Source organism: Wolbachia endosymbiont (group A) of Dendrolimus pini (genome assembly GCF_964026835.1).
GTDB lineage: Bacteria > Pseudomonadota > Alphaproteobacteria > Rickettsiales > Anaplasmataceae > Wolbachia > Wolbachia pipientis.
The window spans coordinates 923,134-938,103 of sequence record NZ_OZ034702.1 but is presented as its reverse complement, the minus strand read 5'-3'; the positions used below and the strand labels follow the sequence as shown (position 1 = coordinate 938,103).

Below are 14,970 nucleotides of genomic sequence, written 5' to 3'. Positions count from 1 at the left end.
ATGCAAGTCAGGTTTCCCACGTCATACCGCCGCGGTATCTTGGCCGCTAACACGTAGCGGGATGACGAATGTATCTGTTTAGCAGTTGTGTTAAAAGTCAATAGAAAAATTGATGTAGCTGTGGATAAGTACTTTTATCTGTATAAACGTGCTTATCCACAGCTATACTGGCTCTTAGATAGAAACAGACAGAGAGTTATATTCCTCAGTAAAAACCCTGTCATCTCTGACTAAAGAGTTAGCAAGAATAAGCAATTTCCTCATGGCAGCAGTGGAAGCAATTTTATATGGCTTTTTATATTGACTATATAATCTAGTAAAGAAAGGTTTGATATAGGAATTAGGGGGGGGAGGGGGGGATGTATGGTCCCAGAGTGTGATGGTATGATAAAATATGAGAAAACAATACCATCAAAGGAGGAATTATGGGACAAATATTACATGGGTGCGCCAAAACAACAGAGACAATTCGTAGAGCAATACAAAATAGTAAAGAGAGCATAGCAAAACTCTCCAGGTACTATAACCTTAATCCAAAAACTATCATTAAATGGAGAAAACGGTCTTTTGCCAAAGACGCTGATATGGGTCCGAAGCATGCAAGATCAACTGTTTTAACTTTAGAAGAGGAGGCTGTAATTGTTGCATTTCGTAAGCATACTCTATTGCCATTAGATGATTGTCTCTACGCTTTGCAAACCTCAATCCCACACTTGACTCGCTCTAGTCTACATCGTTGCTTACAGAGGCACAGCATTAGCAGACTACCAGATGTTGATGGCGAAGTTAAACCAAAAAAGAAATTCAAACAATATCCTATAGGCTATTTCCATATTGATATTGCAGAAGTCAGAACAGAAGAAGGAAAGTTATATTTGTTTGTTGCAATAGATAGAACATCCAAATTTACGTATGTTGAGTTGCATAAAAGTGCTACAAAACCTATAGCTGCTGAGTTTCTACGTAATTTGATTAAAATTTTACCATATAAAATCCACACTATTTTGACAGATAACAGTGTACAATTTACCAACCAAAAACGCCATAAATACGCTTTTCAACATATATTTGATAGAGCTTGTGAAGAAAATGACATTGAACACCGTCTAACAAAAGTTAGCCATCCTTGGACAAATGGGCAAGTTGAGCGTATGAACAAAACTTTAAAGAATGCCACTGTTAAGAAGTATTACTATCAGTCTCACCAGCAACTCAAAGAGCATCTTTATGACTTTGTTATGGCCTACAATTATGCTAAAAGACTCAAAACTCTTAAGGGTCTTACACCTTTTGAGTTTATATCTTTACAGTGGACAAAATCTCCTGAATTGTTCATACTAAATCCACACCATCACACTCTGGGACCATACACTCCCTGTGTTTCGTAATATTATACAATCAAATTGATAAAAGCTGTATTATCTCCTTGCAGCATTAAGTGTATATTTTTTGCTATTTTTTCCACTAAGGGAGTAACATTATCAAAATTTGAAAATTTTGATAACACATAATCTGCTAAGCTTCTTTGATCTTCAGGTCTACCCACTCCAAATCTCAAGCGCCAATAATCGTTGCCAATAAAACTATCTATGGATTTAAGTCCATTATGTCCAGCAGAACTACCACCTTTCTTTACTTTTATTCTTCCAAGTTCCAAATCAGCGTCATCGTGTATGACAACGATATTATCTAGCGATAATTTGTAAAAGTTTCGTATTTTTGCAACAGAAATGCCTGAATTATTCATAAATGAATAAGGCTTTATTAACATGATTTTATTATCATTAATTATGCCAGAGGTTATTAGATAATCGGCTTTTTTAGAGAACGACTGGAAATTCCAATATTTGCAGATTGCATCAACGGTGATGAAGCCGATATTATGATGAGTTAGCTCATATTGACTGCCAGGATTACCAAGCCCAACTATCAGGTGCACTATTCCTCTGTTTCTGCTTGAGGTTCTTCAACGTCACTATCGGCAGCAGAAATTGTAACAATGGTAAAATTTTCTTCTTCATGAGCTACAAACTTAACACCTTCTGGTAATTTTACATCATTGATATGTATAGATTGGCCAATCATTTTGCCGGATAAATCAACTTCTATAACCTGAGGTATTTTATCAGGAGAGCATTTAACAGCAATAGAACGACACAAAACATTAAGCACTCCACCTAACTTGATCCCTGGAGCTTTACTTTCATTCACAAATGATAGAGGTATGTCTATTTTAATTTCGCTGCCTTTATCAACAAATTGAAAATCAACATGTTGCACAGTATCCTTTACTACATGCAATTGGATATCGCGAACAAGAGCATATTCCTTTTTGCCCGAAATATTCAGCTCTATCAAATGTGCAGAAAGAGAACCTGATTTATATTGCTTCGTGAATTCCTTTGCAGACAATGTCAAATTTACATTATTATGGCCCTTTCCATATATGATTCCAGGGATGTTTCCTTTCTTCCTTAGAGAATGCATCGCTTTTGTTTTTGTTATATCACGTAACTCTGCATTAATTGTTACTATTTCCTGTTGCGTCATCGGTTACTCCTGTTTAGCTAATCCTTTTAATATAATTTAATAATAATATAACATAAAAATATTTATTTCAAACTTCATTCTTTCATACTAATTGTTTGTGAAAGGATTTATTTGGATATATATTTAAGCTTATTTAACAAGAACTATGGGCATTGACGATAAAGTAGTTTTTAGGATTTATAGACCAACAAGAACTGCAACACAATCTGGTTTAGGTAATACAAATTTCTGGCACCTAAAAATTGAATCTGGTTCTTACTACATTGAACCTTTGATGGGGTGGGTTGGCTCAAAAGATCCAAAAAAACAGATTGTATTAAAGTTTGACTCTCTTGAAAAAGCAGTATTCTACGCAAAAAAACGCAACGTTAAATACGTAATTGAAATGCCAAAAAATGTTAAGAGGCTGCCAAAATCTTACGCAAGCAATTTCATACTAAAGTAAGTTGCACAACAAATGGTGTTATGCAAGTAGCTGACACTGCTCTCCTTTGTTATCCCAGTGCCCAGACACTGGGATCCAGGAATTTTATTAAGTTGGTAAGCATAAAAATAGCTGTTTTACGTTAAAATACAATGTTTTTGATGATTATGGAAAGGCTGGATCCCAGTGTCAAGCACTGGGATGACACCATTTGTTGTAAACTCACTTTTACTCTATGGTTATACTACCTTGCCGCTATCCTGAACGGATACAAAGTAAGTTTTATTGTGATGTGCTCATCTGTAAAAAATAAGACTTAATCTCACTGTTGATCATGGATTTTAAGTTGTGCTAGCACGCTGCGGCCATTTAAAGAGTCAAGATTTTTAACCTGGCTAGCCAGTATTAAAGAGTTATTTTTCAGGTATTTCTTTACAAGGCTTGCAAGCCTTTTTGGATTATTCAAATAGCTCCATTCTGCTTGTAAAACTTTTATATCACTTTGCACTAAATTAATTTCACTTTTTATTTTTATTAGCTCTCTATTTAATGACTGAACATGTAATTTTACCTTAAATAGTCCTACAATGCTAAGAAAAAACATAACTATTGAGATGATGCAGAAAGTTCTCATGACAACCTCTGTATAGCTCTTAGTTTTGCTGAGCGTGAACGCGGATTTGCACTTACTTCTTCTATACTTGCTTCGATCACTTTTTTATTTAGAAGAGAGAATGTCTTGCAATCAGTAGCACATAAATCTTTAAAAAAAGTTTTGACTATACGATCTTCTAAGGAATGAAAGGTGACGACAATTAATTTGCCATTCTCACTTAAAATCTCAGATGCAGCTTTAATGCCCTTTTCAAGTTCTCCCAGCTCATCGTTTACCCATATTCTGATTGCCTGAAATGTTCTGGTTGCAGGATCAATTTTGCTTTTTCCACGAAATACCACGGAACGTACAATATCCGCAAGCTCAAATGTAGTTTTGATAGTTTTCTTCTTCCGTGCATTTACTATTGCTCTTGCGATTTTGCGAGAATGACGTTCGCCTCCGTAGTTATATATAGTATTTGCGATTTCTTCTTCGCGTAAAGCGTTAACAAACGTTGAAGCGTTTATATAAGAAGAGTTATCCATACTCATATCGAGTGGACCATCATGTAAAAATGAGAACCCTCTATCCCCGTTATCAAGCTGCATAGATGAAACTCCGATGTCAAAAACTATTCCATCGATACCTTCAATATTGTTGCTATCTAATAAATTTTTAATATTACTAAACTTCTCAATGAATAGTTTTATTCTATCTGGATATCTAACGCTTAAATCATCATAAAACTTAGTTACCGTTTCATCTCTATCAATTGCATATACTTTGCAATCAGCTGACTCCAATATTGCTTTGCTATACCCTCCAGCTCCAAATGTGGCGTCCACGTATATGCCACCATCCTGCGGTGATAGTAGTGATAGCATCTCTTTTAACAAAACTGGAGTGTGTGTCATATCAAAAAATTTAAGTACAGTTGGTGTAGATATCCTACTCTACTCTACTCTTCACATCAATTTTATTTATGTACATAGATTTTCTTGCCAAAATATGGTATCTTATCGGAATATATGAGCAATAATATTAAAATCAAGGTTTAATATTGTTAATATAATATTCACATAACGTTCACATTTTTTTTTATATATAAGATCAAACAGGCTATAGGGAAATTATGCAGCAAATAACAAAAGTAATATTTTCAAGTTTGATTTGTAACACTTTATTGTGGTATGACCACATGCTTTTTGGCCACTTAATAAACATAATAGGTGGTGTGTTTTTTCCATCGGATGATCAACTAACCAGCGTATTGAAGGCTTTTGGAATGTTTGCAGTGGGTTTCTTAATGAGACCAGTCGGTGCTGCTATATTTGGTCACATTGGTGATAAACATGGCAGAAGAGTTGCCTTATTGCTCTCGATTATATTAATGACTTTATCAACCGTATTAATTGCTTTTGTTCCAGGTTATCAAAGCATTGGAATACTAGCGTCAATGCTGGTAGTGTGTTTAAGATTATTGCAGGGTATATCTCTTGGAGGAGAAGCAGGAAATGCACCATTTTTAATAGAACATGCTCCTAAAAACAAAAAAGGATTTTTTGGCAGCATTGAAGTATTAAGCGCAATTTTTGGTTCAGTATTAAGCTTGATAGCGGTACTCATATGCAAAAAAGTATCTGATTTTGAATCTTGGGGGTGGAGATTACCTTTCATTTTCAGTTTAGCAATGGGATTAATTAGCATATATATGAGATATATACTTGATGAAAGCCCAGAGTATAAAAGACAAAAAAATCCGTCTAAATTGCCACTAAAAGAGTTATTAAACAATTACAAAAAGCCTGTTCTAATATCAATAGGTATTGACTTGGTTGAAAATGCGTCTCTCTATATATATTTGGTATTTTTCAATGTGCTTACGAATAAAATATTAACAGTAAATACTCATTTTAATCATATAGTGGAAATACTGAGTCAAATTGCGCTCGGAGGATTGACAATATTGTTTGCAATACTTTCTGATAAGGTAGGAAGAGAAAAAGTTATGAAATTTGCATTTATAGCTTTTGTAATAGTGAGTTATCCAGTTTTTTCAATGTTATGTAGTGGCAATTACTTGCTGGCACACATTCTTTTTATAATTCCAATAGCTGCATCGCTTGGTCCTGTCAGTGCACTTATGTGCGAATTATTTCCAACAAAGGTTCGGTACAGTGGATTTGGTTTATCAAGAAATATAGCTGCTGGATTTTTTGGCGGCCTTGCACCATTTATATGCACAACAATTATCAAGGTTACAGGACAAGAGACTTCAGCTAGTTTTTACATGATTTTCTGTGCATTAATTGGGCTAGTTGCTATATCGCAAATTAAGGGTGAGCTTTCTTCAAAATTACCCAAAGTAAACCAAGTATAGTTGCAGTATAGCAGAATTTAAAAAAATCTAATTATAAGGTGGGAAATGCCAATTCTTAGGTGATAATGTGAATATTTCAGCACCATCTTTTGTTACTCCAATCGTATGCTCAAATTGAGCAGAAAGTGAAAGATCGCGTGTTGTTACTGTCCAGTCATCGAGTTTACTGAGCAGAGTCTCATGTTTTCCAGCATTAATCATTGGCTCTATTGTAAAAAACATACCTTCCTTCAAGACGAGATTTTCATCTTGATCATAGAAATGCACTACATTTGGTGGAGCATGAAAGACTTTTCCTATACCATGTCCGCAGTAGCTGCGTACGATAGAATATCCAAAATCTCTAATATATTTCTCTATAGCAAGCCCTATTTCATTTAACTTATTGCCGGGCTTAACTTGTTTGATTGCTTCCATCAATGCATGATAAGTAGCGTCACACAAGCGTTTTGCTTTTATTGATGGCTTGCCAACCCAAAACATGCGACTTGTATCACCATGCCAGCCATTTAAAATCACCGTGACATCAATATTTAAAATATCTCCATCTTTAAGTGGTTTATTATCGGGAACACCATGGCACACAACTGCATTTTTTGAAGTGCAAATCGATTTTGGATACCCCCTATAGTTTAGTGGTGCTGGAATTGCACCTGCATTAATTATAAAATCATGACATAGATCATTTAACTCATTAGTTGTCACCCCTACCTTTACGTACGGTGCAATGAAATCAAGAGTTTCAGCAGCAAGCCTGCCAGCCTTGCGCATAAATTCAAAATCTTCTTGTGAGTGTATAGTTATGTTCATATTTTCCATGTCTTATTGTAATTGGTACGCTTACTCGCAAGTACATAAACATAATAATTTTACATATTATAAAAATAAGTCCTATGGATCCTAGTGTCAAGTCATTTGTATGAAAGGTGGTAAAACAGAAATCTAGACTGTAACTTTTGATTTAACCCAATTATACAATTTACTCATTTTACCATCCTGACCTAAAATACCAGAATTATTTTTATAAAAAGTGTCAACTATTAGCTTTATAGAGCCTATAGCAGCAGAAAATACAGGATTTTTATCATATTCGCCATCAAGACCGCTACAAGACTCAGGGCACCCAATTCGAACTTGCTTATTGAATATATAGCCTGCAATTTCCTTCATGCTTGTGAGTTGACTAGTTCCACCTGTGATCACTACTTTATTAATTGGATCTTTCTGCTCTTGAAATAGCTCTCTTACCATTTCAAGTATTTCTTCAACTCTTGGTCTTATGATGTTAATAAGCTCAGATTTGAATACTTGAGTAGGTTCATCATTTTCGTTGTTTTGCATTGTAATGTACTCATTCTCATCTATTGAAGTTACGATAGTGCTACCATACAGTATTTTTATATACTCTGCACGTTCTATGCTTGTGCATAGCCCGTAAGCAATATCTCGAGTGATATGAACGCCACCAATTGGAACGCTGCTTGCATACACAAGTTTCCCTCTTTTGAAAATTCCAATTGCAGTGCACCCACCGCCTATATCAACAATAGCAGTCCCGAGCTCTTTTTCATCTTCACTGAGACACGCAAGACCTGCAGAATATGCAGAAGCAATACAACCTGCCATATTTAATCCACCATTATTGGTAATACAGTTTTCAATATTGGTAAGCGCTGGACGCGAAGCAGTGACAACATTAACATCAGCAGATAGTCTTTTTCCGTACAATCCACCAACTTCTTTTATGTCAGTCATGTCATCTAAGTGATATTTCAGTGGTATATTGTGAATGATAACATTTTCTTCAATATATTTCTCAAACGTCTGAAAAACTACACGTTTTATATCCCGGTCAGAAATTTCATGATTAGCTGCAATAATTTCATTATGTACTTTGAAAGATGAGATGCCACATCCAGCAATGCTCACATATATCTGGTCTATAGTTTCCTCTGACACTTGCTCAGCTAAACCTATAGTTGATGAGATGGAGTAATTTGCGTGTTTTACATTAGTTATCGACCCACCGTTTACACCTTCTGCAATCTTATAACCCGTTCCTGTTACTTTATAGCTGAAGTTGCCATTTATCTTAACGATTAGACAAATAATCTTTGTTGTACCTATGTCTAAAACAGCAAAAACGTTTCTCTTTGGTTTTGCTATTACTGCAGAGTACATTAGTTAACCTTATTACGCAATTTCATTTAAATTGTAGCTTTCTTTAATAATTTATATTTCTATTATAGATATAGCAACATTTTAATATACACTAAATTCTGGACAAAAGGAAAAGCAAAACATAGAATTATAATTTTTATGTCCATTTTATGTCCATATTACCAATTGTAATTGCCCCTGATGAAAGACTAATCACACGTGCCAGTGAAGTAACAGATATAAACGATAAAATTAAAGAATTAGTAAACGACATGTTCGAAACTGTGTACGATGCAGAAGGTCTTGGCCTTGCTGCAGTGCAAGTTGGAGTGCTGAGGAGAGTTTTTGTTATGGACATTCAGCTCTCTCGAGCTGAAGACGAGCCAGTAGGGTATGAATCGACTGGCAAATTTTACATGATTAACCCTGAAATTACGGAATTATCCGATGAACAAGTAATTCTCAAAGAAGGGTGCCTTTCAATTCCAGAGCAAAGCTATGAAATTAAGCGTCCAAAATATTTGACTGTGAAATATAAGGATTTAAATAATGAGGAACAGACGCTAAAAGCTTGCGGCTGGCTCGCAAGGTGTATTCAGCATGAGCTAGATCACTTAAATGGCATATTATATATTAGACATTTATCTAAATTAAAGTATGATATGGCCATGAAAAAAGCACAAAAGGTTAAAAAGCATTATGAGCAATGAAGACCTAGAATTATTAAAATTTTACCATGAAGTGGGCGTTGATTGCACACTAATGGAGGGTGAAGAGGAAAAAAAATTGGAGAGCAAAGAGAGTGTACAACCCTCTGTTATCCAAACTGGGACCAAGAAGAAAGATGCAGGTATGCGCTGGAATGACACTAAAGATGGAAAAGACATGTTTCCAAGTGATTGGATAATTGAAGCAAGGAAACTTGCAGGTAAATGTGGTAGTGTGGATGAATTAAGAAGTGCAGTTGAATCATTTGAAGGTTGTGAGATAAAAAAAACTGCAACTAATACTGTCTTTTCCGATGGTAATCCAAATGCAAAAATTATGCTCGTTGGTGAAGCTCCAGGAGCAAATGAAGACCTTCAAGGCATACCATTTTGTGGTGCAAGTGGAATGTTGCTCGATAAAATGTTAAATGCAATCAATCTTGATCGCACTAAGGTATACATAAGCAATACTGTATTTTGGCGTCCACCTGGCAATAGAAAGCCAACCGACCTAGAGCTTGATATGTGCAGACCATTTGTCGAAAAACACGTTGCACTAGTTTCACCACAAATTTTAATTTTGGTCGGGGGAATCGCATGTTATAGCCTTCTTGACAGCACAAAAACTATATCGAATTTGCGTGGCAGATTTCATACGTACACTAACCAATATTTGTCCAATTCAATCACCACAGCCGCTATATTTCATCCAGCTTACCTACTTCGCCAACCGGCACAAAAACGTTTAGCCTGGGAGGATTTGAAGAAGATTAGGGAGTATCTTGATAACACCAATAACTGCACAAATACCTAATAAAGTGGTAGACCTCTTGCATAGTTTTTTGCAGCATGTTAACAATCGTTAGAAACGAAAAACTTACTTGACACCCTTCGCCAGCGCCCTTATCATGATAGTGAAGCTATTGTATTTGCTTTCGCCAATCTGCAGATTAAAAGGTAAGGATTACTTAATGTATCGGCCTCTTATGTTCAATTTTTTGCAGTATATAGATACTGTATGTCTTTACAAAACTTCATCTACATCTAGATTTTTATCTAAATAAGCTGAACGCGCTTATAAAGCGTTACAAGACATCAAAAAATGCCAATACTCGACAGAGATAGTAAAAGACTAGCTAACTCGGGGATTCTTTGTCTTTTTTTCTGCTTAGTAAATTTCTTAAACATTTGCAGCGTAAGTTAGTTGCAATTAAAAGCAGCTTAATCTTGCTTGTCAAGCGTTTAAAACATAAAAAACGCCAATATTTTAAAGCGGATAATAACCCCAGGGCTTCTTTTGCCTTTTTTTTCATTTGGTAAATTTCTTAACGTTTGTAGCTAAACGACAACCGTCATCCCGCTACGTGTTAGCGGGATCTATGCTTTGAGATACCGCGAATAAATCGCGGTATGACGTAGAGCTCGCGTTAGCTACACTTTTATGCTTACCAACTCAGTATCCAATCAAAACCTGGATTTCAGTGTCAAGCACTGAAATAACACCGAAAGGGCTACTGCTGTCTTGGATGGAAACCAGTGTCAGCTACTTGAATCTGCCACGCAAATTGCCTGCAAGTTGCAATGTTCGTACAGCTGTGCGTCATGCGCTGGAATGGCATCAAGGGGTAACTTTTTATTTAAACAATGATTGTAAAATGATTATAATAAGAGATCTATTGAAATTTTAAAGTTATTAAATATTGACGCTATATACTTAAGTGTTAAAATAGAATGAAAAGTTTTTAGGAGTTTATATGGCAGCAGGTGGGAAAGCAAAGACAGCTAGTAAAAATAACCCTACTCAGCGTAAGAAAGCTGAGCAAAAAATGTATAAAGATAAACCGGTAAAACCTGTTAGATATATAGATCGTGATTCGCGCATGAATTATATGTCTGCTCAATATGACAACGGCAATCTGGTTGAAGATGAGGTAAGCGGCAATCCTATAAAGTGGGAAGCTGTATAATAGTTGTGGTTAAAGTTACTATTAATTCTAAGGAATGTGAAGTAGAGCATGGGCTCACTATAATTCAAGCTTGTGAAGTCGTGGGCGTTGAAATTCCACGTTTTTGTTATCATGAGCGTTTAGCAATTGCTGGTAATTGCAGAATGTGTTTGGTTGAAGTGGAGGGTGGACCTCCAAAACCAGTAGCCTCTTGTGCAATGCCAGTTGCAGAAGGGATGGTTATTCACACTGATACCCCTAAGGTTAAAAAAGCACGTGAAGGTGTGCTTGAGTTTTTGCTAATTAACCACCCGCTTGATTGCCCAATTTGCGATCAAGGTGGTGAATGCGATTTGCAAGATATCACGATGGCTTATGGGAAAGGAACCAGCAGACTTGATGAGCATAAGAGGGCTGTGCCAAAAAAACACTTCGGACCACTGATTGAGACTGCGATGAATCGATGCATTCATTGCACTCGGTGTGTTAGATTTTTGTCTGATGTTGCAGGTACAAATGAACTTGGAGGAATCGGAAGGGGAGAAAATGTAGAGATTAGCACTTACATAAAAAGGCATATTAGTTCTGAATTATCTGGAAATATCATAGATCTCTGCCCGGTAGGAGCTTTAACTTCAAAGCCTTACTCCTTTACAGCGCGTCCATGGGAGCTATCACATTGTGAGACTATAGATGTGCTAGATGCTGTGGGTAGCGCAATTAGAGTTGATTATCGTGGCCCGGAGGTTATGAGGATATTACCAAGGCTGAGCGAAGAGGTAAATGAAGAATGGATATCAGATAAAACCCGCTTTGCCTATGATGGACTAAAAGTTCAGCGTCTTGATCGACCTTATATAAAAAAAGATGGTAAATTAGCCCCAGTTGATTGGAATGAGGCATTAACTGTTGCTGCAAAGAAATTAAAGAATACAAAATCAAATAAAATAGCTGCAATTGCAGGTGATTTAGCAGATTGTGAGTCTATGCTTCTACTTAAAGAAATGATGCAGAAGCTCGGCTCGGGAAATATAGATTGCAGGCAGGATGGTGCAAAACTTATACCAAATAATCGTGGATCGTATGTGTTCAATACCACTATTGAAGGTATAGAGAATGCGGATTTGTGTCTGCTTATAAATACAAACCCAAGGATAGAAGCACCGATCATTAACGTAAGATTGAGAAAGAGATATTTACAGGGCAACTTTCCTGTTGCAAGTGTTGGTCCTAACATTGAATATTTGTATCATGTTGAGAAATTGGGCGATAATCCTGATATTTTGAGTGAAATGGCAAATGGAAATCATAAGTTCTGTGAGCTGCTGGTAGCTGCTCAAAACCCTATGCTGATTATCGGTCAAGATGCATTAATAAGAGATGATTCTGAATCAGTTTTAGCTCTAGCTGGCAAAATTGCAGAAAAATTTAATATGGTAAGAGATGACTGGAATGGCTTTAATGTGCTGCATAAAGCTGCAGCAAGAGTTGGTGGGCTAGATATTGGGTTTGTTCCTAAAAAAGGCGAAAGGGATATTAATCAAATATTGGAACATGCAGAAAGTGGTGAAATAGAAGTTGTTTATCTTCTTGGTGCAGATGAAATTGACACATCAAAGTTAGAAAACACATTTGTAATTTATCAAGGTCATCACGGTGATAAGGGTGCACATGTGGCAGATGTTATCTTGCCTGGTGCTGCATATACAGAAAAATATGCAACTTATGTAAACACTGAAGGTCGAGTGCAAAGAACAAATTTAGCTGTATTTCCTCCAGGTGAAGCAAAGGAGGATTGGTTAATTATTAAAAATCTCTCGCAATATTTGGATCTCTCCTTACCATATGATAGTTTATTTGACGTGAGAAAAAAATTAGATACTATCGGTCCACAGTTTAGAAATGCTGATCAAGTGGTAAAAAACACATGGGTGCCAATTAGCAATGGTGAGATAAGCTTAAGTAATACACCTTTTACTTTAAAGGAGTGTAATTTTTATATGACGGATTCAATAAGTCGCGCTTCAAAAATAATGGCAGATTGTACTAAAGCTTTTTATGAACACGCTAGTTAATATTTTATTTATTTTAGTACCGCTACTACTTTCAGTTGCATATTTGACATACTTTGAGCGTAAGGTCCTTGCTGCAATTCAACTGAGGCACGGCCCGAGTGTAGTTGGACCTTTTGGGCTATTGCAGCCATTTGCAGATGCTATTAAGCTACTGATTAAAGAGCCGATAATACCATTTAGAGCGAGCACCATACTGTTCATTATGGCTCCAATGCTTACCTTTATCTTGGCATTAATTGCCTGGGCAGTTATACCGTTTGGTGCTGAAGTAATTGTAGAAAATGGCCAGCAAGTAGTTATTCCTAAGGTTATAGCAAATATTAATGTTGGAGTGCTTTACGTGCTAGCTATATCGTCGCTGGGAGTATACGGCGTAATTATTGCAGGCTGGTCAAGCAATTCTAATTATGCATTTCTTGGTGCTATACGGTCGGCTGCTCAGATGATTTCATATGAAGTTTCAATAGGCTTAATAGTTGCTGCAGTCGTTATTACCACTGGAACATTAAATCTTGGAGAGATGGTGGTAGCGAAACACAATATGCCATTTTGGGTTGATTTACTACTAATGCCTATAGGAATAATATTTTTTATTTCTTTGCTTGCAGAAACTAATCGTCACCCATTTGATTTACCAGAAGCTGAAGCAGAGCTAGTCTCTGGATATAACGTTGAATATTCATCCATGCCTTTTGCCCTCTTTTTTCTTGGAGAATATGCAAATATGATTCTAGCAAGTGCTATGATGACGATATTCTTTCTAGGAGGATGGTATCCTCCGTTAGAACTTGGTTTGCTTTATAAAATTCCAGGTTTAATTTGGTTCGTTTTGAAGATAATTATACTTTTATTCGTATTTATTTGGATTAGAGCAACAATACCTCGTTATCGATATGATCAGCTAATGCGCCTTGGTTGGAAAGTATTTCTACCAATATCGGTGCTTTGGGTAATACTCATTTCAGGGGTGTTGCTCTTTACTGGGAATTTGCCTGGATCCAATGTTTAATTTCCCAAATACAAGATTAAGACGCAGGCGCTCGAGCAAATGGGTTCGCAATTTAACAAGTGAAAATAGTTTATCAGTAAACGATCTGGTTCTTCCTCTGTTTGTTCATGACAGAGAAGAAACAACTGAACCAATTTCTGGCTTACCAGATGTAAAGTGTTATTCAATAGATGGATTAGTGTCTATAGTTAAGGAAGCTAAAGATTTAGGAATTAATGCTGTTGCAATTTTTCCTGTAGTTGATAGTAAACTAAAATCTGAAAACGCTGAGGAAGCATATAATTCTGACAACTTAATCTGCAGAGCAATTTGTGCTGTAAAATTAAAGGTACCTGAAATTGGTATTATTGCAGACATTGCATTGGATCCATACACTATTCACGGCCATGACGGCATTTTAAAAGATAATCAGATGGATGTAGAAAACGATGAAACCGTGTCGATATTATGTAAGCAAGCACTTGCTTTAGCAGCATCAGGATGTGATGTAGTTGCTCCTTCTGATATGATGGATGGTAGAATAGGAAGAATCAGAAAATCATTAGATGATAACAATTTTCAAGACGTATTAATATTATCTTATGCAGTAAAATACTGCTCTAGCTTCTATGCTCCATTCAGGCAAGTCGTTGGTTCATGTGGGCTATCACATTCTATAGACAAAAGTGGTTATCAAATGGATTATAAAAATGCGCGCGAAGCAATGTGCGAAATTGAAATGGATATAAATGAAGGTGCAGATTTTATTATGATTAAACCAGGTATGCCATATTTGGATATTATCAAAACAGCAAGTGATAAGTTTAATTTTCCGATTTTTGCTTACCAAGTAAGCGGTGAGTACGCAATGATAAAAGCTGCTGCAAATAATAGCTGGCTGGATTATGACAAGGTGATTTATGAATCTTTGATTGGTTTCAAACGTGCGGGTGCAAGTGCAATATTCACTTACGCTGCACTTGATATTGCAAAAAATTTAAGTGCATAAGCCCTATAAAATTATTAAATTTTTGGCGCACGTTCTTCTACTGTTGCTGCATATTACCTAAAATCTTTCAATACATGTTTTAAGTTGTTGATAAGTCCGTTACAATACAGTATTATAAATAATATAAACCAAG

General features: G+C 36.1%; 15 protein-coding genes. 9 read left to right on the top strand and 6 right to left on the bottom strand.

Features of this window, described 5'->3' with window-relative positions:
* Positions 1-425: 425 nt before the first annotated feature.
* Entirely contained in the window at positions 426-1,388 is a 963-nt protein-coding gene (locus AAGD66_RS04660) for an IS481-like element ISWpi4 family transposase (RefSeq protein ID WP_012673056.1), read from the top strand.
* Positions 1,389-1,390: 2 nt separating this feature from the next.
* Here the strand turns inward: AAGD66_RS04660 and pth are convergent, their stop codons facing one another.
* Together pth and AAGD66_RS04650 are read right to left on the bottom strand one after the other, a co-directional pair.
* Complete coding sequence (gene pth, locus AAGD66_RS04655) at positions 1,391-1,939, bottom strand: aminoacyl-tRNA hydrolase (RefSeq protein ID WP_155968827.1); 549 nt, start codon at positions 1,937-1,939, stop codon at positions 1,391-1,393.
* Positions 1,939-2,550 carry a 50S ribosomal protein L25/general stress protein Ctc gene (locus tag AAGD66_RS04650; protein ID WP_155968825.1) on the bottom strand — a complete coding sequence of 204 codons (612 nt, stop codon included), beginning with the start codon at positions 2,548-2,550 and terminating at the stop codon, positions 1,939-1,941. Before AAGD66_RS04650 ends, pth begins: the two co-directional genes overlap by 1 nt.
* Before the next feature lie 145 nt (positions 2,551-2,695).
* Between AAGD66_RS04650 and AAGD66_RS04645 the strand changes: the two genes are divergently transcribed.
* The gene (locus tag AAGD66_RS04645) at positions 2,696-2,995 is read left to right on the top strand and encodes an NADH dehydrogenase ubiquinone Fe-S protein 4 (RefSeq protein WP_155968823.1); all 300 of its coding nucleotides are present in this window, start codon (positions 2,696-2,698) and stop codon (positions 2,993-2,995) included.
* Positions 2,996-3,296: 301 nt separating this feature from the next.
* Here the strand turns inward: AAGD66_RS04645 and AAGD66_RS04640 are convergent, their stop codons facing one another.
* A complete protein-coding gene (locus tag AAGD66_RS04640; protein ID WP_007548286.1) occupies positions 3,297-3,608 on the bottom strand; it encodes a hypothetical protein in 312 nt (103 codons plus the stop codon).
* Positions 3,605-4,486 carry a 16S rRNA (cytosine(1402)-N(4))-methyltransferase RsmH gene (gene rsmH / locus AAGD66_RS04635; protein WP_007548285.1) on the bottom strand — a complete coding sequence of 294 codons (882 nt, stop codon included), beginning with the start codon at positions 4,484-4,486 and terminating at the stop codon, positions 3,605-3,607. Before rsmH ends, AAGD66_RS04640 begins: the two co-directional genes overlap by 4 nt.
* Positions 4,487-4,704: 218 nt before the next feature.
* Between rsmH and AAGD66_RS04630 the strand changes: the two genes are divergently transcribed.
* Positions 4,705-5,952, top strand: a complete 1,248-nt coding sequence (locus AAGD66_RS04630) for an MFS transporter (RefSeq protein WP_155968822.1) — start codon at positions 4,705-4,707, stop codon at positions 5,950-5,952.
* 27 nt (positions 5,953-5,979) lie between these two features.
* Here the strand turns inward: AAGD66_RS04630 and map are convergent, their stop codons facing one another.
* Both map and ftsA read right to left on the bottom strand, forming a co-directional pair.
* Positions 5,980-6,762, bottom strand: a complete 783-nt coding sequence (gene map / locus AAGD66_RS04625; RefSeq protein WP_155968820.1) for a type I methionyl aminopeptidase — start codon at positions 6,760-6,762, stop codon at positions 5,980-5,982.
* 132 nt (positions 6,763-6,894) lie between these two features.
* The gene (gene ftsA / locus AAGD66_RS04620; protein ID WP_341814429.1) at positions 6,895-8,133 is read right to left on the bottom strand and encodes a cell division protein FtsA; all 1,239 of its coding nucleotides are present in this window, start codon (positions 8,131-8,133) and stop codon (positions 6,895-6,897) included.
* Positions 8,134-8,282: 149 nt separating this feature from the next.
* On the opposite strand from ftsA, the gene def reads away from it, so the two are divergent.
* The 6 genes from def to hemB all read left to right on the top strand — a co-directional run bounded on the left by def (position 8,283) and on the right by hemB (position 14,837).
* A complete protein-coding gene (gene def, locus AAGD66_RS04615) occupies positions 8,283-8,822 on the top strand; it encodes a peptide deformylase (protein WP_253309681.1) in 540 nt (179 codons plus the stop codon).
* Entirely contained in the window at positions 8,812-9,633 is an 822-nt protein-coding gene (locus AAGD66_RS04610) for a uracil-DNA glycosylase family protein (RefSeq protein ID WP_264723727.1), read from the top strand. The genes def and AAGD66_RS04610 overlap by 11 nt, the downstream gene beginning before the upstream one ends.
* Positions 9,634-10,573: 940 nt before the next feature.
* Positions 10,574-10,786, top strand: coding sequence for a hypothetical protein (locus AAGD66_RS04605; protein ID WP_006279675.1), 213 nt, complete (start codon positions 10,574-10,576; stop codon positions 10,784-10,786).
* A 5-nt stretch (positions 10,787-10,791) separates the two neighbouring features.
* Positions 10,792-12,840 (top strand): NADH-quinone oxidoreductase subunit NuoG, encoded by a 2,049-nt coding sequence (gene nuoG, locus AAGD66_RS04600; protein WP_265024567.1) that lies wholly within the window; start codon positions 10,792-10,794, stop codon positions 12,838-12,840.
* Positions 12,824-13,849, top strand: coding sequence for an NADH-quinone oxidoreductase subunit NuoH (gene nuoH, locus AAGD66_RS04595; protein WP_015588803.1), 1,026 nt, complete (start codon positions 12,824-12,826; stop codon positions 13,847-13,849). Before nuoG ends, nuoH begins: the two co-directional genes overlap by 17 nt.
* Positions 13,842-14,837 carry a porphobilinogen synthase gene (hemB, locus tag AAGD66_RS04590; protein WP_264723725.1) on the top strand — a complete coding sequence of 332 codons (996 nt, stop codon included), beginning with the start codon at positions 13,842-13,844 and terminating at the stop codon, positions 14,835-14,837. The genes nuoH and hemB overlap by 8 nt, the downstream gene beginning before the upstream one ends.
* The last annotated feature ends 133 nt before the right edge of the window (positions 14,838-14,970 follow it).

Bases quoted from the DNA above. Each gene is read 5' to 3' on its own strand.
- rsmH (WP_007548285.1), bottom strand. From the start codon at position 4,486: ATGACACACACTCCAGTTTTGTTAAAAGAGATGCTATCACTACTATCA.
- AAGD66_RS04630 (WP_155968822.1), top strand. From the start codon at position 4,705: ATGCAGCAAATAACAAAAGTAATATTTTCAAGTTTGATTTGTAACACT.
- AAGD66_RS04650 (WP_155968825.1), bottom strand. From the start codon at position 2,550: ATGACGCAACAGGAAATAGTAACAATTAATGCAGAGTTACGTGATATA.
- AAGD66_RS04610 (WP_264723727.1), top strand. From the start codon at position 8,812: ATGAGCAATGAAGACCTAGAATTATTAAAATTTTACCATGAAGTGGGC.
- def (WP_253309681.1), top strand. From the start codon at position 8,283: ATGTCCATATTACCAATTGTAATTGCCCCTGATGAAAGACTAATCACA.
- hemB (WP_264723725.1), top strand. From the start codon at position 13,842: ATGTTTAATTTCCCAAATACAAGATTAAGACGCAGGCGCTCGAGCAAA.
- AAGD66_RS04645 (WP_155968823.1), top strand. From the start codon at position 2,696: ATGGGCATTGACGATAAAGTAGTTTTTAGGATTTATAGACCAACAAGA.
- map (WP_155968820.1), bottom strand. From the start codon at position 6,762: ATGAACATAACTATACACTCACAAGAAGATTTTGAATTTATGCGCAAG.
- AAGD66_RS04660 (WP_012673056.1), top strand. From the start codon at position 426: ATGGGACAAATATTACATGGGTGCGCCAAAACAACAGAGACAATTCGT.
- AAGD66_RS04605 (WP_006279675.1), top strand. From the start codon at position 10,574: ATGGCAGCAGGTGGGAAAGCAAAGACAGCTAGTAAAAATAACCCTACT.
- ftsA (WP_341814429.1), bottom strand. From the start codon at position 8,133: ATGTACTCTGCAGTAATAGCAAAACCAAAGAGAAACGTTTTTGCTGTT.
- AAGD66_RS04640 (WP_007548286.1), bottom strand. From the start codon at position 3,608: ATGAGAACTTTCTGCATCATCTCAATAGTTATGTTTTTTCTTAGCATT.
- nuoH (WP_015588803.1), top strand. From the start codon at position 12,824: ATGAACACGCTAGTTAATATTTTATTTATTTTAGTACCGCTACTACTT.